This is a genomic window from Bradyrhizobium sp. 76, from assembly GCF_023073025.1.
In the GTDB taxonomy this organism is placed as follows: domain Bacteria; phylum Pseudomonadota; class Alphaproteobacteria; order Rhizobiales; family Xanthobacteraceae; genus Bradyrhizobium.
The window spans coordinates 826,033-847,178 of the sequence record NZ_JADPIS010000149.1 but is presented as its reverse complement, the minus strand read 5'-3'; the positions used below and the strand labels follow the sequence as shown (position 1 = coordinate 847,178).

Here is a 21,146-nt window from a genome sequence, read left to right as displayed (position 1 = left end):
CCATCGGCCACTGTCGCATACAACCGATGCGCGGACCTTTATTCACCGCACCGTGCATACCTACCCTTATCCAATCCCAAATTGACCCGACGCGCGATTCACCTGTATCAACTTGGCTATGGGGACTTCGATGACTGGGAAGTGTCATGCCGCGTATTCTCGTGGTCGATGACGATCCGATGGTCGGTGCGACCATCGAGGTCCTCCTCCAACGTCAGGGCTTCGACGTCACGTTGACTGACGGCGGAGAAACGGGTTTGGCTGCGCTCGAAACCCAGAGTTTCGACGTGATGCTGGTCGACATCTTCATGCCGCATATGCGCGGCTTCGAGTCCATTCGCATCTTTCACGAGCGCGCGCCGGCGGTTCCGCTGATCGCAATGTCCGGCTACGCCTTCGCCTCATCCGCCTCGCCCTCTCCCGACTTCCTCCGGATGGCGCTGGAGCTTGGCGCGACCCGCTGCCTGCGCAAGCCGTTCACGCCGGACGCGCTGCTGACCACGATCCGGGAATGCATCGCCGCGCCGGGCGATGGCTCGCAGCCGAAGGACAAGAAAGAAGCCCCTTGATCCCAACGCAGCGCGTCATTCTCGGTGCTGGACTTGCCATCCTCCTGATCATCACCGCAGCCTCGATCGGCCTCGACGTCAAGTCGCGGTCCGACGCGGCCTGGGTCAATCACACCGTCCAGGTGCTGAAGAAAATCTCCGACCTGCGCGTGCTGATGCGCAGTGCCGAGAGCGCCGCACGCGGCTACGAGATCTATCGCAACCCGAGCTTCAGCGAGGAATTCCAGGCGGTGCACGCCCGGATCGCACCGGCACTCGCCGACCTCAAGCGCAGCGTGCGCGACACTCCGGAACATGTCGCGCTGCTCGAGGGCACCGAGCCGCTGGCGCTGCGCCGGATCGAGATCGCCGCCGAAGTGATGCGCCTGCGCGCCGGAAACGACCAGGCCGGCATTGCCGCGCTCCAGGGCAAGGGCGAGGGCCGTGGCCTCATGGACACGGTGATGGGCAATTTCGATCATCTGAGCGCAGAAGAAGAACGATTGCTCGCGGCGCGCTCCCAGGATTCGCGCCGCACCGGCATCGTGCTGCTCGGCATCGACGTCGCCGGCGCGCTGGTGATCCTGCTGCTGGTCGTGATGATGATGCGCGAGAGCCGGCGCACCGAGGGCGCACTCAAGAGCACGCTATTGGAGACTACGGCCGCCAACCAGCAGCTCGAGACCGCAGTGGCCGAGCGCACCGAGCATCTGGTCACCGCGCATGACGAGCTCCGCCTGTCGGTCAACGTGCTCCAGAGCACGTTCCACAGCATGGCGGAAGCGGTGCTGGTCATCGACGCCGAGGGCAACGTCCTTCTGTCCAATCCCGCCGCCGAGCGCATGCTGCTGCACCGGACCGGCATGAACCTGCGCAATCTGCGGGCGCTGTCCAACGTGCTTCACGGCGACGGCGTCACCCCGCTCAAGCCGGACGAACTGCCGTCGGCACGCGTGCTGCGCGGCGAGCCGTTCGAGAATATGGAGATGATCGTCCGCCCGCACAGCGGCAATGCTCCCCGTCATCTCATGATCAGCGGCCGGCCGATGCTGGACGGGCAAGGCAACGTCTCCGGCGCGGTGCTGGTCTATCACGACGCGACCATGTCGCGCGAGACCGAGCGGCAATTGTACCAGTCGCAGAAGCTGGATGCGATCGGCAAGCTCACCGGCGGCGTCGCGCACGACTTCAACAACATGCTGACCGTGATCTCCGGCAATACCGAGACGCTGGTGGCAAGTCTGAAGCAGCAGCCCGAGCTCCAGCGCGTGGCGCGCCTGATCGACGAGGCCGCCGAACGCTGCGCCGAGCTGATCCAGCATCTGCTCGCCTTCGCGCGCAGGCAGCCGCTGCAGCCGCGCAACGTCGAGATCAACGCCGCGGTCGCGGACATCGCGAAACTCCTGCGCCCCACCCTCGGCGAGCAGATCGAGATCGAGACCGTGCTCGAACAGGGGCAGATGACCGCGCACATCGATCCGTCCCGCCTCACCAATGCCCTGCTCAACATGGCGATCAACGCGCGTGACGCCATGCCGAACGGCGGCAAGCTGCTGCTCGAGGCCCACCGCGTCGTGCTCGACCAGGCCTATGCGCAAAACAATCCCGACGTACGGCCCGGTCCTTACGTGATGCTCGCCGTCAGCGACACCGGCACCGGCATGCCGACGGAGGTGCAGCAGCAGGCGTTCGAGCCGTTCTTCACCACCAAGGAGGTCGGCAAGGGAAGCGGCCTCGGCCTTTCCATGGTCTACGGATTCGTCAAGCAGTCCGGCGGCCACATCAAGATCTACAGCGAGGAAGGCCACGGCACCACGATCAAGCTCTATCTGCCGCCGGGCGAAGGCATGGCCGAAGTGGCCCCCACCACGACGCCGCAGGCGGAAGGCGGCGCCGAGACCATTTTCGTGGTCGAGGATGATCCGCTGGTGCGCAACTTCGTCACCGTGCAGCTCCAGAGCCTCGGCTACCAGACCGTCGCCGCGCCCGACGGCAAGGCCGCGCTGGAGCTGATCCAGGCCGGCCAGCCGTTCGATCTGCTGTTCACCGACGTCGTCATCCCCGGCGGCATGAGCGGACGCGAGCTCGCCGACAAGGTGGCGACGATCCGCCCCGGGGTGAAGGTGCTCTACACCTCCGGCTACACCGACAACGCCATCGTCCACCACGGCAAGCTCGACGACGGCGTCATGCTCCTGACAAAGCCCTACCGCCGCAACCAGCTCGCCGAGATGATCAGGAAGGCGCTCGGTGGCGGGGTGGCCGGCTAGAGTTTCTGCTTGGCGGCACATCCAATGGCGTTGCAGATGATCCGCGCTGCGCAGATCGCCCGAATAGTCTGCACATCACGCTCCGGCACCAATTCGACCAGATCGAGACCGACAATTCTGGCCTTCGAGGCGACGCCCGCGATCAGGTCTATGACGTCGAAATAGGACAGGCCCGCTCCCAGGAGCCGTTGCAACAGGGGTAGCGTGCGTTTTTACTCCGAACAACATAAGCCATAGCCGCAGCGTAAGAGACATGTGTTTTCGCGTCTCGATCGCACCTGGCGGTTCCTCGGCCAGGTAGACAAACCGAACCCCAGGAAAAACCCGACTGAGCTGCAGCTGAACGTCAGCCACGCTTCCCAATGCAGTCCGGTCCGATTTGCGGATCACTCCACGCAATGACATCTGACACCTCGGCTTTTGTGCGTACACCAAGGCCGTCGATCCTTCCTGCCCCGACGGTAGCCCGTCAACAACATAGACTTCTGCAATTGGCCCCATAGCCGACTTGTCGCTCTTCGCACATTTCGCAGTGTTTCGATGCCTACCAATCGTCGCGACAACAGGCGAGTGTGGCTTTCCGGGGACAGTAATTTGCCAGAATAGCGCTACTTTCGGGCCACGATTTCGGATGCGCCATGGGAGAGTGGACATGAAAAAGATCGTGATCTCTATCGCCGCTATAGCAGCATTCACCGGATCAGCTATCGCCGCAGATATGGCTCCTCGTTATGCGAAGGCTCCACCCCCCGCACCTGTCACGGTCTATAACTGGACGGGTTGCTATGTTGGCGGCAACGTCGGCGGTGGTTGGGCCCGGACTGATCAAACCCGAATGTCGCGACTCGGTGTACTGTTTCCGGCGGACTATGGTTCTAGCGATAACAGCCAGGTCATTGGCGGCGGTCAGATCGGATGCGATTACCAATTTGCTGGAAATTGGGTGGTCGGCATCCAAGGCATGTACGATTATGCTCGCATCGGCAGCTCGCACGCTTTGCCAGCGTTCCCGACCTTTACCTCCGTTAACGAGACCAAAGACGTTTGGACTGTCACGGGCCGCGTCGGCTATTTATTCGTTCCGCAGCTGCTTGGCTATATCAAGGGCGGTGGCGCTTGGACCCGGCAGGACAATATCGTCGTGCAGCCCAGCGGAGCTCTTTCCGAAACGGCTCTGGGTGTGAACCGTTCTGGTTGGACAGTGGGTGGCGGTCTCGAGTGGATGTTCGCTCCGGGCTGGTCGGCTTTTGCCGAGTACAATTATATGGACTTCGGCCGTCGAGACGTTCAGCACATCTCGGCCGTTACCGGCAGTGGCTTCGTGGCGGGACTTCCCTCCGAAGTCATCTCGACTCGGCTGGAGGTGTCTACCGCGACGGTCGGCGTAAACTACAAGTTCAACTTCGGCGGTCCGGTCGTCGCCAGGTACTGATCCTTAAGAGCACTGCGAAAGCCCCGGCATCCTCCGGGGCTTTTTTGTGTGCTCAGCATGTCGCCGATCGGTCCATCCGCGACCTCGGAAGCCTTCCGCTCTCCGGCCGATGATGGCGGTAAAGCGGACATCAGGCGGCCAGCCGCTTCATGAGGACTCGCTCTACCGCGTCGCCAGCACCACCGCCGCCAGCGTGAACACCAGTGCGGCGATCTGCCCTGCTCCCAGCGGCTCGTGGAGCGCGATCGCCGACGCCACGACGCCGATCACCGGCACCGCCATGGTCCCGATCGCGGCGACGGAGGCCGGCAAGCGCGCAAGGGCCGCGAACCAGCTGACATAGGCGATGCAGAACTGCACCACGGTCGAATAGACCAGCAGCCACCATCCGACCGGCGTCACCAACTCCAGATGCGTGGTCTCGACGGCAAGGCCGATGATGGTGATCGGCAGGCAGCCGATCCCGATCTGCCAGGCGGCGGCCGTGATCGGCGGCAGGCGGATGGGGTACTTCTTCGAAAACACCGTGCCGGCGGCGAAGCCGATCGCGCCGCACAGCGCCATGATGATGCCCGGCAGCTTGTCCGCGGTGGCGGCAAAGCCGTTGCCGCCCATGATCGAGGCAAGGCCAGCAAAGGCCATCACCAGTGCGATGGTCCGCAACAAGGTCGGCCGCTCGCCCAGCACCGGCCAGGCGATCAGCGAGGCCCAGACCGGCATGGTGTAGGCGATCAGCGCCGCTTCGCTCGCCGGCAGCCACAGCAGCGCCAGGCCCATCAGCACCATCCAGCCGGTGACGTTGAGGAGCGCCGCGGTGACGAGCCGCGGCCAGATCGCGCGCGGGACACTGAGGCTGTCAGCGCGGATCAGCGCCAGCGCCGCCAGCAGCACGGCGCCCAGCACGCCGGTGACCCCGCGCAAGGTCAGCGGCGGCAGCTCGGAGAGCAGGAATTTCGTCACCGGCCAGTTGAAGCCCCAGCCTACCGAGGTGATGGCGAGGAACATCAGGCCGGCCGGGGCGATGCGCGGTCGCAGCACCGGCCGAGTCGAATCAAGCATGTGGGTAGTCCGGCAAAATTTGACGGAGCTTGGCGCGGATTCGCGCCTCCCACCACCACCCCGGCGGGCATGCCTGCCCTCACCTTCCGTAGCCCTACGTGAGTCCCCCGGAGGCAAGCCCGCGATTCAAAAATATACCTGCCCTGTGAACAGCGGGGTGAAGCCTCCGTGGCACCACAAGATGCAAATTTTTTCGGTTGGGAATCCCTGAGGACTCACTGATACTTGGCTCAACAACAGGCGCGGGCCTGCCCCCTGTTATCCCCCACAATCCACCATATTTAGTATTTGATTCAGGAACTCGCACTAGTTCTTGACGGGCGTAACGGAGAGTCCTAGTTTTCGATCCGTTCGGCGCGAGTGTGTTTGCGTCCCGCCGGCACTCCCCCAAAGGGTCTGCAAAACAGCACTCCGCCAAGCCAGACAAGGGCAGCGGGATACGGGCTTGTCTGCCCGGCGAGAGCGGACCTTTCGGGCGCCTGAACGGGCTGGAAACAGGCCCGGATGGCAATGGTTGAAGACGTGCAGTGGTTGAAGACTTGATGTGTGGGGCGTTGAACGCATGTCGGGCTCATCCCTTTGGGGCGGATGGGTCTGGACGTGCCGGCGGATGATCGGTGCGCGCATCGAGGAATCGCGTCGGGAGAAAATGGGCCGGGTCTACCGGCTGAGCTGCGTTGCCAAGGGGCCCGACCGCCCTCAAGCACCGCGAAATGAAATGATGACCCGGCACGCCTGAACGGAGGCGGTCCGGTCAAAGATAGGACGGGGCAAGACCATGCGGATTGAGCGGCGCCACACCACTTCGGGACAGTCACCTTACGCCGGCATCGATTTCCGGCTGACCACGTCGGAGATCAGGAATCCCGACGGCTCTGTCGTGTTCAAGCTCGAGAACGTCGAGGTGCCGACCACGTGGTCGCAGGTCGCCTCCGACGTCCTGGCCCAGAAGTACTTCCGCAAGGCCGGCGTTGCCGCGCGCCTGAAGAAGGTCGAGGAAGAGTCCGTTCCCTCCTTCCTGTGGCGCTCCGTGCCCGACACCGAGGCGCTCGCCCTCCTGCCCGAGAAAGAGCGCTATGTCAGCGAGCTCTCGGCCAAGCAGGTGTTCGACCGTCTCGCCGGCTGCTGGACCTATTGGGGCTGGAAGGGCAATTACTTCTCCTCCGACGAAGACGCCCAGACCTTCTACGACGAGCTCCGCTACATGCTGACCATGCAGATGGTCGCGCCGAACTCGCCGCAATGGTTCAACACCGGGCTTCATTGGGCCTATGGCATCGACGGCCCCGGCCAGGGCCATTATTACGTCGACCCCTTCACCGGCAAGCTGACCCGGTCGAAATCCTCCTACGAGCATCCGCAGCCGCACGCCTGCTTCATCCAGGGCGTCGGTGACGACCTCGTCAACGAGGGCGGCATCATGGACCTCTGGGTCCGCGAAGCCCGCCTGTTCAAATACGGCTCCGGCACCGGCTCCAACTTCTCGCGCCTGCGCGGCGAAGGCGAACGCCTCTCCGGCGGCGGCCGCTCGTCCGGCCTGATGAGTTTCCTCAAGATCGGCGACCGCGCCGCGGGCGCGATCAAGTCGGGCGGCACCACGCGCCGCGCGGCCAAGATGGTCGTCGTCGACGTCGATCACCCCGACATCGAGACCTATATCGACTGGAAGGTGAAGGAGGAGCAGAAGGTCGCGGCTCTCGTCACCGGATCCAAGATCAACCAGAAGCACCTCAAGGCCGTGCTCAAGGCCTGCGTCAATTGCGAAGGCTCGGGCGACGATTGCTTCGATCCCGAGAAGAACCCGGCGCTGCGCCGCGAGATCAAGCTGGCCCGTCGCTCGCTCGTGCCCGACAATTACATCAAGCGCGTCATCCAGTTCGCCAAGCAAGGCTACAAGGACATCCAGTTCGACGTCTACGACACCGACTGGGATTCGGAAGCCTATCTCACGGTGTCCGGCCAGAACTCCAACAACTCGGTCTCGCTCAAGGACGACTTCCTGCGCGCGGTCGAGACCGACGGCGACTGGAATCTCGTCGGACGCACCACCAAGAAGATCACCAAGACCCTGAAGGCGCGCGACCTCTGGGAAAAAATCGGTTACGCCGCCTGGGCGTCGGCCGACCCGGGCCTGCACTTCAACACCACCATGAACGACTGGCACACCTGCAAGGCGTCCGGCGACATCCGCGCCTCCAATCCGTGCTCGGAATACATGTTCCTGGACGACACGGCGTGCAACCTCGCCTCGGCGAACCTGCTGACGTTCTACGACATCCCCTCCAAGCGCTTCGACGTCGAGGGCTACGAGCACCTCTGCCGGCTCTGGACCGTCGTGCTCGAAATCTCGGTGATGATGGCGCAGTTCCCGTCGAAGTCGATCGCCGAGCTCTCCTACGAGTTCCGTACGCTCGGCCTCGGCTATGCCAATATCGGCGGCCTCCTGATGACCATGGGCCTGTCTTATGACTCCAAGGAAGGCCGCGCCATCGCGGGCGCGCTGACCGCGATCATGACCGGCATCACCTACAAGACCTCGGCCGAGATGGCGTCCGAGCTCGGCACCTTCCCCGGCTACAAGAAGAACGCCGCGCACATGCTGCGCGTGATCCGCAACCACCGCCGCGCCGCCCATGGCCAGTCCAACGGCTACGAGGCGCTGAGCGTCAACCCGGTGCCCATGGACCTGGTGTCCTGCCCGCAGACCGACCTCGTCACGCATGCGCAAGCGGCCTGGGATGCGGCGCTCGAGCTCGGCGAAAAGCACGGCTATCGCAACGCCCAGACCACGGTGATCGCGCCGACCGGCACGATCGGCCTGGTCATGGATTGCGACACCACCGGCATCGAGCCTGATTTCGCGCTGGTGAAATTCAAGAAGCTCGCCGGCGGCGGCTACTTCAAGATCATCAACCGCGCGGTCCCCGCAGCGCTTCGCGCGCTGGGCTATCGCGAGAGCGAGATCGCGGAGATCGAGGCCTACGCCGTCGGCCACGGCTCGCTCTCCAACGCGCCCGGCATCAACGCCTCGACGCTGAAGGCCAAGGGCTTCACCGACGAGGCCATCGCCAAGGTCGAGAAGGCGCTGCCGACCGCCTTCGACATCAAGTTCGCCTTCAATAAATGGACCTTCGGCGAGGACTTCATCCGCGACCAGCTCGGCATCGGCGCCGAGGCGATCGCGACCCCCGGCTTCGACCTGCTCCAGGCCGTGGGCTTTACCAAGCGCGAGATCGAGGCGGCCAACGTCCACATCTGCGGCGCGATGACGGTGGAAGGTGCCCCGCACCTCAAGGCCGAGCACTATCCGGTGTTCGACTGCGCCAACCCTTGCGGCAAGGTCGGCAAGCGCTATCTGTCGGTCGAGAGCCACATCCGCATGATGTCGGCGGCGCAGCCCTTCATCTCGGGTGCGATCTCCAAGACCATCAACATGCCGAACGACGCGACTGTGGAGGACTGCAAGTCCGCCTACATGCTGTCGTGGAAGCTGGCGCTCAAGGCCAACGCGCTCTATCGCGACGGCTCCAAGCTCAGCCAGCCGCTCAACTCGCAGCTCATCGCCGACGATGAGGACGAGGACGATGCGATCGAGCATCTCTACGACAAGCCGATGGCGGCACGCACCGCCCAGGTCTCGGAAAAGATCGTCGAGAAGCTGGTCGAGCGCATCATCGTGATGCGCGAGCGCGAGAAGATGCCGGATCGTCGCAAGGGCTACACCCAGAAGGCGGTCGTCGGCGGACATAAGGTCTATTTGCGCACCGGCGAATATGACGACGGCCGCATCGGCGAGATCTTCATCGACATGCACAAGGAAGGCGCCGCACTTCGCTCCTTCATCAACAACTTCGCCATCGCGGTGTCGCTGGGCCTCCAGTACGGCGTGCCGCTCGACGAATATGTCGACGCCTTCACCTTCACCCGCTTCGAGCCGGCGGGCCCCGTGCAGGGCAACGACAGCATCAAATACGCGACCTCGATCCTCGACTACGTCTTCCGCGAGCTGGCGGTGAGCTATCTCAGCCGCTTCGACCTCGCCCATGTCGATCCCAGCGAGACCGGGTTCGACGTGCTCGGCAAGGGCGTCGAGGAAGGCAAGGAGCCCGACGATCACGGCCAGCGCGCCTCCAAGCTGGTGTCGCGCGGCCTCACCCGCTCCCGCACCGACAACCTCGTGGTGATGCGCGGCGGCTCGACCGCGGTCGCGCAGGGCAACGACAGCGCACCATCAGGCGGCAGCAAGGTCACCTCGCTCGCCTCGCACGGTGCGTCAGGCCGCGCCGGCGACGTCCTGGAAGGCGCGGTCGCGCTGAAGCAGGAAGTCCAACACGACCTCTCGCCCACCGAGAAGCTGGAGGCCCTGCAGTGGAGCAAGTCCGGCAGCGCGCAAGTCGCAGTCCCCAGCAAGGCCGAGCGCCGCGCGGAAGCCAAGGCCAAGGGCTACGAAGGCGAGATGTGCGGCGAGTGCGGCAACTTCACGCTGGTGCGGAATGGGACGTGTATGAAGTGCGATACTTGCGGCAGCACGACGGGGTGTTCGTGAGGGGGCTAGGTCGCGACCGAGCTTGACCTGAGTATGCATTGAGGGAAAGGCGGCCGCGAGTCCGCCTTTTTCATTTACAACCACAAGACGTGCCATCTAAGTTTGGCTTTTTAGGAGAAACCCTTTGCCCGAAAAGCCAACGCAGCCTCCCCTATGTTTTGTTATCGGCCCGATCGGCAGGGATGGCACGTCCGAGAGAAAACACGCTGACTTGCTTCTGCATTCAGTAATAAGGCATGTACTTGAATCCGGGGATTTCAACTACAAAGTCAAGCGCGCCGACGAGGATGCTGATCCCGGCATGATCGGCGATCGCGTCGTAAGCGACATAATAAACTCTGATCTCGTGGTTGCCGATCTTACTGATCTAAATCCCAATGCCTTTTATGAGTTGGGGATTAGGCACTCAACAGAGAAACCAACGATACATATGGCCAAGCTGGGCACAGCTTTACCATTTGACAACATTTCTCATCGAACGATCTTCGTTGATTTGATGGATTGGCACAGCACTGAAATTGCCCGAAGCCGCCTTGCAGACGCAGCCAAAGCGATAAGGGCCGCTGACTACAAAGTCAGCAATCCTATTACCCAAGCAAATGCCAGTTTTCGGATGCGGCGAAGTGAAGATCCCCGAGAGCGAGTTCTGGCGGACATGCAAGAGCGAATGATTTTCTTGGAGAGTTCTCTGACGAGGTTTACGCCGCCCTCACCGGAAGAGCTAATCGTTAGTGAACGGCAAGAAGTGATAAGACAAGTAAAGAACGAAGTGGACCACCGCCGCCGCGAGGGGCAGTCTGACGTATTCATAAAAACGCGCCTCGAAACTGGTCCCTTCGCACACCGTCTTTCCGGCATATCCATTGAGGGAATTCTCATGAGGATCGTTATCGATGGTGGAGGTTTTGTGATTGGAATAGATCCACCAATCGACGGCGCCTGATCTCGATTGCAACCGTAGCCCGGATGAGCGCAGCGATATCCGCAAGCCAAGCAATCAATACTTGGAAGTTTCTTGCATGACCAGCAAAGCCGATTGGCCTGATCCCAACTGGCACATCGGACAGTTTGATCACCTTCATGCACTAGGCGTGATCACTTCTGCATACAATCACCTAGAATTCGTGCTGCTGACGTTCTTCATGAAGTACGTCGTAGCAGACCCTGCGGCCGCCCAAAGAATTTTCGGACTTCTCTCAAATTGCAATACTTGCGATCTGATACGAGAATCTGCACAGGCGAAAGAAGAAGATGAAATTGCACGAGAATCTGTGCTGCACTTCCTGAAAGGGTTCGAATCTCTGGAATGGAATAGAAATTTTCTCGCGCACTCTCATTCCATCTTGAACAACCCTGAGCAATCTCATCTGACTTTCGGGAAAGGGTCTCGAAGCAAGCCCAACGTTTGGAGTTTTGTCCACCTGAGCTTGCCAGAAATTAGGGGGATCGCAGACTCGATTCGCGATTATTGGTCGTTCGGATCCGACCTCAATCTCTGGCTTATTGGCCGCGGTACACTCATCTTTCCAGACGGCCGCAAAGAGACGGTGGTGCTTCCTGATAGACCACCTTTGCCAGAAAGGCTTAAGACAGTGCCTCGTCGCACCCCGGAGCAGCAAGCATAACCCAGATGAGCGCGGACCCGCGGCGACAGTTTGTAGGATGTCTGATGCGAAGCGATAATTGTCAGTTGCTCAGTTCAAAATGGCGGATTCGCAGCGCACGAGCTAGCGGGAGCGATATGTGAGGATCGATGGCAGGAAAGTGGTTTGCTAATCGGGGCCAGATTATACAAGCGGTGATCGCCTTTGTAGCGCTATTCTTAGGTATCTACGTGGCGTTACCGCAACTTCCCGTGCAACAGGGGGCTGCAGGCCTTCTGAAGATATGGCCGATCATCATTTTTCCCGCAATAACTACCGTGTGCGTCATTTGGTTCTTCAACCATCGACTATCGAAAAAGCTCGACCTACTAGGATCAAATATGAGCGGCTCGGCCGCGACGGGAGACAAGTCATCAGCACCACCCCTTCTAACTAATGAACTGTCCGATTTTCGAATCCCCGACGACGGCGTCAGCATTGAGAGTGTGACTTTGAGGCTGGGCGCGTACTGGGAGCGAGGGCCCGATTTGAGTCGAACCCGCATTACTCTTTCGCAGTTTATTCACGAACCAGACCAGCCCCCTATCGTCGAGCTTGCATTTGATTTTGGCACGGGCGCGTTTGTACACGGAGGCACGAAAACCAAGCGGACAAGTACAAATCGATATTTCGTTCCAGTTGCTGAGTCGGGCCTGCCAATGGAGCCCTATTCGATTTTCAAATTTACATTTGCGGAGGACAGCCTCAATTTCTTTGGTGTGCGCGTGGACCATATCAACTCATTTGATCGCAGCGCAAAACTGCTTATAGCTCGCTGCAGGCTGTTGCGCAGTCGAGGCTCGTAGGATGGTGCGAAATCCGCAGGTGAGTGGAACTACGATTACAACGACAGTGCACTAAACTGTCAGGGACGGATCGTTGCAGTTTCGGCGGCAGGGTCCCGGATATCGTTCCGCCTTCGCTCTGCGAGCTACGGCGGACAAGTCGCTCATCCGGGCTGGGAGCTACAGTTCGGTGTCGGACCTCGATCCGCCCTACCCGCGAGCCCGCCATAATTTCTCCTTCGCACGCGCGTTGTGTTGGACAGTGGCGAGGCCTATCGTTCCAGCGATCGGACTGCCGCACTCCCATTGACGCCCGACTGGATCGAGTGCGCATCGGTGCCCGAAGCGAACGACCCCAAACCTGATCACCAGAAGCCTGTTGACCAGAAGCCTGACGCCGCCAAGCCGGACGCGGTGCGCGCCGATGGCGGGCTGGCGCGGGCCTACACCCAGATCAAGAGCGCAGAAGAAGACCTTGCGCGGCTGGACCGGCTGGTTTCCGGAATGGAACGCGGCAGCGAAGGCCCGCGGGCCTCGCGAGCAAGCGCCGGTGCGGAGGCAGCCAAGACTCCCAAGGACAAGACTCCTGAGGACAAGACTCCTGAGGACAAGACTCCTGAGGACAAGACTCCCACGGACAAGGCACCGGCACCGGATAGCAAGCCTCGCGATCAAGGCCTGAAGGGAGATCGGCCCATGCTGCGCGCATTGATCAGCCTCGTGCTGGCGATCGGCATTCTCGGTGCCGCCTTCGCTTCGCACTATCGCGATGAGGAAATTGCGGTGACAGTGCACCAAATTCACTCGCCCATCCTCCCGATCTGCGGCTTCAGCTCGCGTTTGGTGCGTCCTATCAATTGAGTGCACTATCTGGATAGTCCAATTTGTTTCCGACTTCGATGCTCATCAATACCCTTCCTCCGAATTGCCTTTGCGGTAGAGCCCTTCCCTCCTAAACTCCCGACACACCGGCATGGGTTCCGACGGGCCCGGTAAAAGCGGAGTCGAGTTATGCCCAAATCGGAAAGCTTCCCGATCGAGAAGATTTTCGTTCCCACGAAAATCAAGAAAGCCCTCAAGCCCGAGGTCGTCGGGGAGATCGCGGAAAGCATGCTGGAGATCGGACAACAGGCCCCCATTTCCGTTCGGCTCGACGGAGACCGCCTCGTTCTGGTCGATGGACTGCATCGGCTCGAAGCCTGCAAGGCGCTCGGCGAGACGACCATTCTCGGTGTCTTGGTCCCGGCCGAGCTTGCTCAACACAAGCCAGGGCTCGCCGAACGACCCGAAGTCGAGGCAGAGCGCCTCAAGATGGCGCGGTTGAAGCAGTTGCGCCTGGAGAAGGAAGCCGCTGAGGCATCGACGCCTGCCTTTAGGAGCGTCCACGCAACGGATGCGCCGCGCACCCGTTCGACCAGAGGCACCCGCGACCATTCAAAGGCACCACCGGGCCGGACCGAGAAATCCAGACCGAAAACATTGTCGGACTGGATCACGCAGCAAAAGGGCAGCGGCAGCCGCTATTGATTGCTGGCTCCAGAATTCTGGCGCGTAAGGTGGGTTAGCGAAGCGTAACCCACCTCTTTTGTTTTCTCCGGCAAGTCGTGGGGGGTACGCCTTCGGCTAACCTACCCTACGAGCTACGAGCCAATTTCAGTTCGATCACGCCACGTGAACCGGGGTTGGATGGCATCGCCTCGCGCACCGCCAACACCCTTACGCCGCGTTGCTGCGCTGGGTGTGGCGGCCTTCCTTCACCTCTTCAATGATCTTGGCGCTGAAGGCCTTGAGGTCACCGGGGTTGCGCGAGGTGATGATGCCCTGGTCGACGACGACCTCGGAATCCTCCCACTTCGCCCCGGCATTGGCGATGTCGGTCTTGATCGATTTGTAGGACGTCATCCTGCGGCCCTGCGCGATGCCGGTCTCGACCAGCAGCCAGGGCGCATGGCAGACCGCGGCAACGACCTTCTTGGCATCGAAGATGCTCTTGATGAAGGCCAGCGCCTTGGGCTCGACGCGCAGGAGATCAGGGTTGATCTGGCCGCCGGGCAACACCAGCGCGTCATAATCGCCGGCCTCGGCCTGATCGAGGGTCTTGTCGACCTTGACGGGGCGGCCCCAGTCCTTCTCGTCCCAGCCCTTGATCTCGCCGGGCTGCAGCGAAATGATCTCGACGGTCGCTCCGGCCGCCTTGAGGGTATCACGCGGCACTTCGAGCTCCGATTGCTCGAAGCCGTTGGTCGCAAGAATCGCAATCTTTTTCCCGGACAGTTCCATCCGTGTCTCCGTTGATCGTGGGGTGATGCTCATCAATCGAATGATTTTGCATTTGGTTCCCAAGCCCAACATTACGGCAAGAGCTCGTCGGGTGGACGAGCGAGGCGCTACTTCGTATTGGCCTCGACCGCATCCAGCAGCGGCATCTCGCGATGCGACTCGCAGAAGCGCGAGAGCTTGTTGCCGTTCTTGTTCAGCGCTTGCGTGTCCACAACGGGATTGTTGCGGCGGCCGGCGTAGAACCCGGCCAGCCAGACGTTCACGGTCTGCATGTGGGTAATGCGCTGGGTGATGTACTGGTCGCAGCTGATCTTGGAAACATCGACCAGCACCTGGGCCTTGGCCGGCACGGCCAGCAGCAGGGCGGCGAAGGCACCAAGGACGATCACTCTTGTCTGAACCATGTTTTCCTTCCGATGAATGCCTGCACGCTGGAGGCGGTCGGGCGCTGCCTGCTTGATCCAGATCAAGGGGCCCGCTACCCCGCGACCCGCCCTCCTCCGAGCCCGCCATAATTTCTCCTTCGCACGCGCGTTGTGTGGGACAGCGGCGAGACCTATCGTTCCGATTGAACTGCCGCACTCCCATTGACGCCCGACTGGATCGAGAGCGCATCGGTGCCCGAGACGAACGACCCCAAGCCTGACGACCACAAGGCAGACGCGCCCAAACCTGAGGCCCCCAAGCCGGACGTGGGGCGCGCCGATGGCGGGCTGGCGCGGGCTTACGACCGGATCAAGAGCGCGGAGCAAGACCTTGCGCGGCTGGACCGGCTGGTTTCCGGAATGGAACACAGCAGCGAAAGCCCACGGGCCCCGCGAGCAAGCGCCGCCGCGGAGGCTGTCCAGCCTCCCAAAGACGAGATTCCCAAGGAGGAGCCTCCCAAGGACGAGCTTCCCAAGGCAGCGGCGCCGGCGCCGGACAGCCAAGTTCGCGATCAAGGCCTGATGGGAGATCGTCCCATGCTGCGCGCTCTGATCGGCCTCGTGCTGGCAATCGGCATTCTCGGTGTCGCCTTCGCTTCGCAATATCGCGATGAGGCCAGGTCGATCGGCAGGTCGATCATGGCGCGATGGGCTCCGCCGGTCGCGAAGGCGCCTCCGCAAGCCTCCGCTGTCGAAAGTCCGGCGCCACCGCGGGCCGTGCAACTGGCTGCCGCGGATGAGCCCGGCACGGTGCCAGCGCCGCCGGTCGCCAAGGACACGGAGAGCAATGCAGGATTTGACGCTTCAAGACCCGATGCCTCGAGATCCGACGCCTCAAGAACCGGCGCCACAACGCCTGATCCGTCGTCGTCTGATCTCGCGCAATCGCTCAAGACCATCAGCAGCGAGCTCGCGAACATCAACGGAAAGCTCGAGCAACTGAAAAGCCGCAGCGAGCAGACGCTGCGCGAGCAGGCCGACACCATTCAACAGCTCAAGGCGGCGCAGGAGAAGGATGCGGCGGCCAATGCGCGCCTCGCCGCACAGGTCCAGACGCTGCAAAAGGAGCTGACGACTTCACCCGCATCCGCACCTGCATCCGGGAAGCCGGCCGCGCGGAGCGTGATGAACAACGAGACCGCTGCGCCTGCACGGCCGCACGCTCAAGCGGCCGCACCTCGGCGGCCCAGGCCGTCGCGAGGGCCCTGGATGCCCCCGCCCTATATGGTCGATCCCTATTACGGCGATCCGGATTGGTGAGCCCGCTGGGCGAATGAGCCGACTTTACGGAGCCGCCGATCGAAGGCGGCCCCGGATGTTGAGTCGGATTGCGTTTAGCGCCAGCCGCGATGACGGCCCCTGCTCCAGCCATAGTGATGACCGTGGCCGCCACGTCCCATGTGACCGTGGCCGTGTCCATGACCGCCGCGCGCGAGAATCACCGGACTGTCGGAGCCAGCGACCAGCGTCTCCGCCGCAACCCGGGGCATGGCAGAAGCGGATAGTGTCGACATTGCCGCGATTGCGCACGCGGCAACGCCGATCAACAAATGACGTATCATGTTGGGGATTCTCCAGGAGCCGCGTGATCGCGGCTGCAGATGTGAATGCTTCCGCGGCCCCAGAGTTCCATCGAGGCATCCGGGCACGGCAATCAACGCGAGCAAGTCTGCGCCAGCACACAAGCTGGCGAGCCGGCATCAATCACGCGGCGAGATCTGAAGCTCCATCAACGCCATGCGCTCCAGGACAGCGGGGTCTCGCTCGCCCTCCTTCGCCGTGCGAAGGATTGTTTCCGCGATCGAGCGAACATGCGCAGAGCTGACCGGGGCCGGCAGTGACGCAACCGCCGTGTCCAGCGCGGTTTTCATGACGCCGATGGTTTCAGGCGTAAAAGATGCATTCGAAAAGTCTAACATGCTGGATCCGATCTGGAGGTCATCACGGGCGTCGCTTGGTTCGAATGGCTGCTGATATGCGCGATCCGGTCGACCAGGGCCGCTAGATGTCGCGGCAATGGGTCGTGCTCGCCGCCAAGCTTGATCCGCAGGCGGTCGCCTATTTCATTGCAGATCGCCAGGCTGGAGCCGCGGTCGATCTGAATGGCATTGCGAACATCGGGGCTGTTCATGAAGGTTTCCGGTTGATACGCACGGAGGACGCTTCGCGCCGAGCCGCTCTCACAAGGCGACTGCGGTCTTGTTCAGGCGAGGATCGGAGGTTCGATCTCGCTACGCTCGGGGATCACAGGCTCAACGGCTCCCTTGGGCCAGAGTTCCCTCCGAACACAACTTATGTTTGGATTTCACCGATGGCGTCCAAGCCAACGCGGGATAGATGCGGTTTTGGCCCGCGCCTCACGCACGTGGGATGGGTAGAGCACTTGCGAAACCCATCGCGTCATAATGGCAATTGATGGGCTTCGCTTCCGCTTGACCCATCCTACCTGCTTCAGACCATCGCTTCGGTATCTGCCACTGGACGCTTTCCGTCCTCCGAGTCTCCAGAGCGAACAGCCCTGCTTCCCGCCGCGAAAATGTCGTGCACCAATCCGAGCTTCCCCAGCCCGAGAATGATCAGGCCGTTGATATCGATCTCGTACCAGGCGTGCGAAATGTAGGCGTCGCGCGGAAACCGGTGATGGTTGTTGTGGAGGCCTTCACCGAAGGTGAGGATCGTGGTCACGAACTCGTTGGTGGTGCCGTCGTCGAGATCGAAGCGGCGGTAGCCGTAGCGGCCGTCGCTGTGGCAGACCGAATTGACCATCGAGGTGGCCATGGTCATGAGGTAGCTGCGGAACAGGCCGGAGAACAGGATGCAGCCGGTCATCGTGTGCACGCCGCCGAAGGCGTAGCCGATCGCGCCCGGAATGATCACCGCCGAGAGCGCGTACCAGTACCAGCGTGTCCTGGTGAAGAACATCGCGATCGGATCGGCCAGGATATCCTTGGCGTAGTATCCGGCATCGGTGGTGGCCTGGTCCCACACCCAGCCGCCTTGCGCATGCATCATCCCCTTGGCGAATGTGACATAGGGGTTGCCGTCGCCGTCATAGTAAGGGCTGTGGACGTCGCCGGGCTTGTCGGAGTGCAGATGATGCCGGCGATGATTGCTCACCCATTTCAGGATCGAGCCCTGCACCGCCATGGTGGCGATGGCCGCGAACAGCGTCCGCATCACTGGACCGCAGCGAAAGCTGCGGTGGACGAAGTAGCGATGCATGAAGCCGATCCCGACCGTGGACAGCGCGAACGTGCCGGCGAAGACCGAAACCTCCACCCAGCCGATGCCTTGCCAGAACGCCCAGACCAGCGCCGCGATCGAACCGCCGATCATGATGACGAAAGAGATGTAGGAGTCGCGAAACTTGGCCTCGACCACCGGCCCTTCGACCAGCACGCCCGGCGGCATTTTCCGCTCCGCGCCTTCCGCCGACACCACGCTTTCGATTACGGTCATTCCAGCCGATCCATTCACACAAAATTAACCCTGTTGCGGCGCACAGTACAACCTCGGGTTATTTCCATCAAGGATGCGAACTGCCGTGGGAGTACGGACCGGCGGCTTGAAAGGACGCGACCGGAGCGAAAAGAAGCCGGATTTCAAGGCCTGGTGGCAGCGTTAACCAGGTGCAAAGCCTCCGCAATGCACTCCCAGAAGACCGATGCCAGGACGAAGCAAGCCCCTCCTCTCTCGCCTTCGCAAGCTCAGGCGACGCGCACGATGGATGCGAAAGACCTTCGCGCGCGCACCGCGGATGGTCCGGATCGCGGGCGGCGTGGCGATGCTGCTTGCGGTCGTCGTGCTCGTGAACATCGCCTATCAAACCATGCGCAAGCCGACCGAGCTGTTCGTCCTTGTCGGCCACGCGCTCGACAAGGATCCACCGGAGACCTGGCGGCAATACGGGCCGCTATTCCGCAAGCATGCCACCGCGACGATCACGCCCGAATTGCTGGCCGCGCTGGCGCAGGTCGAGACATCGGGCAATCCGCTCGCGCGCACCTACTGGCGCTGGCGATGGAGTTTCAATCCGCTCGCGATCTACCGGCCCGCCTCCAGCGCCGTCGGCCTCTTCCAGATGCTGGACGCAGCCTATGCCGACGCCGCGCGGTTCTGCGTTCGTGGCAACGCAGTCACGGAGAATGCTTGCGGGTCTCCCTTCCTCTATGTCCGCGCGATCCCGAGCCACGCCATCGAACTCGCATCGGTGTATCTGGACCGTAATGTCGCCGATGTTCTCGCCCGCGCGGGCGATGTGAAGGCGAGCGCGCGCGAGAGACAGGATCTCGCCGCCTTCATCCATCTCTGCGGCGCCGGCCCCGCCACGGCCTATGCGCGCCGCAAGTTTGCGATGAGCGCCGACGAGCGCTGCGGCGATCACCTCGTCGCGAGCTATGTCGCCAGGGTCAACGCGATGAAGCGGCAGTTTGTGCGGCTTGCGGCGGATGACGGCGGTTAGGAACGTCGCCCTTCACCACCAATACGGCCACCGCCAGCCCTCGTAGCGGACATACGACGACACCAGCGGCGGGCCGTAGGGATCGACCCGGTCGTCTTCAGGGCGGTAACGATACCGTGGAACGATATTGTAATCCCACGGCGTCGGCCGGAGCACCGGAACATCCACCCTCAGCCGTTGTTCATCCACCACTCGGGCCTTCCGCACCCGGGCTTCGGCATCCGATATCCCGAGATTACACAGCACCAGGGCGGTTCCGAGCGCACACGCGACAGTCATGATCTTCATGCGTTGGTCTCCTTGCCGCCAGAGTGCAAAAGGACGCCAGGCAAGGCAAGCGAATTTGCGATCAAGCTTTGCCGGAATGACCGACGCCGGCCGCTCCGCCGTTTCGGCGCAGCGCAGACCGACCATCATGCGCCGGGCTTGCCATCCAACAGCGCGAGCGCTCGCGGCACCTGATCGCGGTCCGCAACCAGCACATATTCCTGCCGCGCCAGGCTGGCGCCGCTCGCGATCACGATCGATTGCTTCGGGCACAGGCCGAAGCATCCGGTCACGATCAGCTTGGCCGGCTTGGTGCCGTCGCGCTTGTTCGCCTTCAGTTCGGATTTCAGCGCACGCCTGACGTCGCGGCCGTCGTCGCTGCGCTTGAGGCACTTGCGGCAAACCAGGACAGGCGCCGCGCGGCGCGAGCGCACGATCATTGGGCTTGCAGAATTGGGGCTTTTAGAAATCGACGGCTTTTCAGACATGGCAACCTATGTGGGACGTCAGTCCATATAGGCATGGAACCGCGACCTCGCCGCCAAGGACGACGACGCGGCGCGCATGGCCGGGCATTTACTCCCGCGCGCGACGCACAGCCTCCGCCAGCTTCATCCTCTGCTTGTCCCACCGGCTCTGCTCCGCTTCGGCGCGTTCGTCGAGTGCAGCGCGCTCGGCTTCGATTGCCTCCGCCCGAGATTCGTGCTCCCGCTTTGCCTCGTCCAGCGCCGCCTGCGCGCTCGCAACCGCCTTGTCGCGGCGCGCGCGCTCCTTGGCGCGAGCGGCCTCCTCCTTGCGGCGCTCGGCTTCCCGCCGCCGCTCTTCCTTCTCGAACGCCGCGGCGGCCTTGCGCGCCTGTTGATCGTCGATCTTGCGGGCTGGTTGCTTTGCAGCCTTTAACGGACGCTTTTCCGGCTTGGACTTTACTTTGGACTTGGCCTTGCGCTTCGGCGTGGCCTCGTCGTCAGCGAGATCTGTCGGCAACTCGGAATGCTCGGTGAACGCCCCGTCCGACCCCACCGGACGCCGGAGCACCACGCCCGGCTTCTCCATCGTCGCCGCGACGATGTCGGGATCGTCGGTCTCCTTCGCGGCGCCCTGATGAAACAGATTGGACCTGGCGCCCCAGGCGTCCAGCGCCGCCTTCATCGAGGGCGCGGCGATCGCCTGGTCGTAGAAGCCGAGCGAGGTCTGGTAGGTCTTCAGTTTTCTTTTTGGTGTCTTCGGCATGTCGCTCCGCAGCTGGCGAGCCACCAGCTTCCAGCGGCGCCATCATGCCATACTGCCCCTGTTTTGCCCGACGAGTCAAATTCGATTCGGTATCGCCGAAGTCGGTGCGAGGCCCGTAGCCCGCTGCGCTCCATCCGTGCTACGGCTCAACACCACCGCTTTTTCGGATTTTCAACACGCTGAAATCCCTCGGGATTTC

21 protein-coding genes and 1 pseudogene are annotated in these 21,146 nt (G+C 62.1%); 11 read left to right on the top strand and 11 right to left on the bottom strand.

Annotated elements, in window-relative coordinates; translation table 11 throughout:
- Positions 1-146 precede the first annotated feature (146 nt).
- Both IVB48_RS39625 and IVB48_RS39620 read left to right on the top strand, forming a co-directional pair.
- Positions 147-569 carry a response regulator gene (locus tag IVB48_RS39625; RefSeq protein ID WP_027569815.1) on the top strand — a complete coding sequence of 141 codons (423 nt, stop codon included), beginning with the start codon at positions 147-149 and terminating at the stop codon, positions 567-569.
- Positions 566-2,818 (top strand): CHASE3 domain-containing protein, encoded by a 2,253-nt coding sequence (locus IVB48_RS39620; RefSeq protein ID WP_247408606.1) that lies wholly within the window; start codon positions 566-568, stop codon positions 2,816-2,818. Before IVB48_RS39625 ends, IVB48_RS39620 begins: the two co-directional genes overlap by 4 nt.
- Here IVB48_RS39620 and IVB48_RS39615 read toward each other — a convergent pair.
- On the bottom strand, positions 2,815-3,012 hold the full coding sequence (locus IVB48_RS39615) for an arginase family protein (RefSeq protein WP_247408604.1): 198 nt from the start codon (positions 3,010-3,012) through the stop codon (positions 2,815-2,817). The two genes, IVB48_RS39620 and IVB48_RS39615, sit on opposite strands and share 4 nt — an antisense overlap.
- A 458-nt stretch (positions 3,013-3,470) precedes the next feature.
- Here IVB48_RS39615 and IVB48_RS39610 point away from each other — a divergent pair, with 458 nt between their 5' ends.
- Positions 3,471-4,250, top strand: a complete 780-nt coding sequence (locus tag IVB48_RS39610) for an outer membrane beta-barrel protein (protein ID WP_247408602.1) — start codon at positions 3,471-3,473, stop codon at positions 4,248-4,250.
- 162 nt (positions 4,251-4,412) lie between these two features.
- On the opposite strand, the gene IVB48_RS39605 is transcribed toward IVB48_RS39610, so the two are convergent.
- Positions 4,413-5,309 carry a DMT family transporter gene (locus tag IVB48_RS39605; RefSeq protein ID WP_247408600.1) on the bottom strand — a complete coding sequence of 299 codons (897 nt, stop codon included), beginning with the start codon at positions 5,307-5,309 and terminating at the stop codon, positions 4,413-4,415.
- 778 nt (positions 5,310-6,087) lie between these two features.
- On the opposite strand from IVB48_RS39605, the gene IVB48_RS39600 reads away from it, so the two are divergent.
- From IVB48_RS39600 to IVB48_RS39575, 6 genes and pseudogenes are all read left to right on the top strand, one after another.
- Positions 6,088-9,855, top strand: coding sequence for a vitamin B12-dependent ribonucleotide reductase (locus IVB48_RS39600; RefSeq protein ID WP_247408598.1), 3,768 nt, complete (start codon positions 6,088-6,090; stop codon positions 9,853-9,855).
- Between the two features lie 124 nt (positions 9,856-9,979).
- Complete coding sequence (locus tag IVB48_RS39595) at positions 9,980-10,798, top strand: hypothetical protein (protein ID WP_247408596.1); 819 nt, start codon at positions 9,980-9,982, stop codon at positions 10,796-10,798.
- 76 nt (positions 10,799-10,874) lie between these two features.
- The gene (locus IVB48_RS39590; RefSeq protein WP_247408594.1) at positions 10,875-11,480 is read left to right on the top strand and encodes a hypothetical protein; all 606 of its coding nucleotides are present in this window, start codon (positions 10,875-10,877) and stop codon (positions 11,478-11,480) included.
- 128 nt (positions 11,481-11,608) lie between these two features.
- Positions 11,609-12,304 carry a hypothetical protein gene (locus tag IVB48_RS39585; protein ID WP_247408592.1) on the top strand — a complete coding sequence of 232 codons (696 nt, stop codon included), beginning with the start codon at positions 11,609-11,611 and terminating at the stop codon, positions 12,302-12,304.
- A gap of 315 nt (positions 12,305-12,619) precedes the next feature.
- Positions 12,620-13,069, top strand: a pseudogene (locus IVB48_RS39580) (hypothetical protein); the annotation flags it as partial.
- Positions 13,070-13,294: 225 nt separating this feature from the next.
- Positions 13,295-13,810, top strand: coding sequence for a ParB N-terminal domain-containing protein (locus IVB48_RS39575; protein WP_247408590.1), 516 nt, complete (start codon positions 13,295-13,297; stop codon positions 13,808-13,810).
- A 189-nt stretch (positions 13,811-13,999) separates the two neighbouring features.
- Here the strand turns inward: IVB48_RS39575 and IVB48_RS39570 are convergent, their stop codons facing one another.
- Both IVB48_RS39570 and IVB48_RS39565 read right to left on the bottom strand, forming a co-directional pair.
- A complete protein-coding gene (locus IVB48_RS39570) occupies positions 14,000-14,563 on the bottom strand; it encodes a type 1 glutamine amidotransferase domain-containing protein (protein ID WP_247408588.1) in 564 nt (187 codons plus the stop codon).
- 107 nt (positions 14,564-14,670) lie between these two features.
- Complete coding sequence (locus IVB48_RS39565) at positions 14,671-15,033, bottom strand: HdeA/HdeB family chaperone (RefSeq protein WP_027569803.1); 363 nt, start codon at positions 15,031-15,033, stop codon at positions 14,671-14,673.
- 147 nt (positions 15,034-15,180) lie between these two features.
- Between IVB48_RS39565 and IVB48_RS39560 the strand changes: the two genes are divergently transcribed.
- Positions 15,181-16,248: a hypothetical protein gene (locus IVB48_RS39560; protein WP_247408586.1), complete on the top strand. Its 1,068-nt coding sequence runs from the start codon at positions 15,181-15,183 to the stop codon at positions 16,246-16,248.
- A 74-nt stretch (positions 16,249-16,322) separates the two neighbouring features.
- On the opposite strand, the gene IVB48_RS39555 is transcribed toward IVB48_RS39560, so the two are convergent.
- From IVB48_RS39555 to IVB48_RS39540, 4 genes are all read right to left on the bottom strand, one after another.
- Positions 16,323-16,550: a hypothetical protein gene (locus tag IVB48_RS39555; protein WP_247286257.1), complete on the bottom strand. Its 228-nt coding sequence runs from the start codon at positions 16,548-16,550 to the stop codon at positions 16,323-16,325.
- A 138-nt stretch (positions 16,551-16,688) separates the two neighbouring features.
- Positions 16,689-16,907 (bottom strand): hypothetical protein, encoded by a 219-nt coding sequence (locus IVB48_RS39550; protein ID WP_247286259.1) that lies wholly within the window; start codon positions 16,905-16,907, stop codon positions 16,689-16,691.
- Complete coding sequence (locus IVB48_RS39545; protein WP_247361305.1) at positions 16,901-17,119, bottom strand: hypothetical protein; 219 nt, start codon at positions 17,117-17,119, stop codon at positions 16,901-16,903. The genes IVB48_RS39550 and IVB48_RS39545 overlap by 7 nt, the downstream gene beginning before the upstream one ends.
- A 320-nt stretch (positions 17,120-17,439) precedes the next feature.
- Entirely contained in the window at positions 17,440-18,447 is a 1,008-nt protein-coding gene (locus IVB48_RS39540) for an acyl-CoA desaturase (protein ID WP_247286262.1), read from the bottom strand.
- 205 nt (positions 18,448-18,652) lie between these two features.
- On the opposite strand from IVB48_RS39540, the gene IVB48_RS39535 reads away from it, so the two are divergent.
- The gene (locus IVB48_RS39535; RefSeq protein ID WP_247408584.1) at positions 18,653-19,450 is read left to right on the top strand and encodes a lytic transglycosylase domain-containing protein; all 798 of its coding nucleotides are present in this window, start codon (positions 18,653-18,655) and stop codon (positions 19,448-19,450) included.
- Positions 19,451-19,462: 12 nt separating this feature from the next.
- Here IVB48_RS39535 and IVB48_RS39530 read toward each other — a convergent pair whose 3' ends face one another.
- The 3 genes from IVB48_RS39530 to IVB48_RS39520 form a co-directional block, all read right to left on the bottom strand.
- Positions 19,463-19,867 carry a hypothetical protein gene (locus IVB48_RS39530; RefSeq protein ID WP_247408573.1) on the bottom strand — a complete coding sequence of 135 codons (405 nt, stop codon included), beginning with the start codon at positions 19,865-19,867 and terminating at the stop codon, positions 19,463-19,465.
- A complete protein-coding gene (locus tag IVB48_RS39525; protein WP_035962697.1) occupies positions 19,864-20,157 on the bottom strand; it encodes a (2Fe-2S) ferredoxin domain-containing protein in 294 nt (97 codons plus the stop codon). The genes IVB48_RS39530 and IVB48_RS39525 overlap by 4 nt, the downstream gene beginning before the upstream one ends.
- Positions 20,158-20,293: 136 nt before the next feature.
- On the bottom strand, positions 20,294-20,947 hold the full coding sequence (locus IVB48_RS39520) for a cell envelope biogenesis protein TolA (protein WP_247286265.1): 654 nt from the start codon (positions 20,945-20,947) through the stop codon (positions 20,294-20,296).
- Positions 20,948-21,146 lie beyond the last annotated feature (199 nt).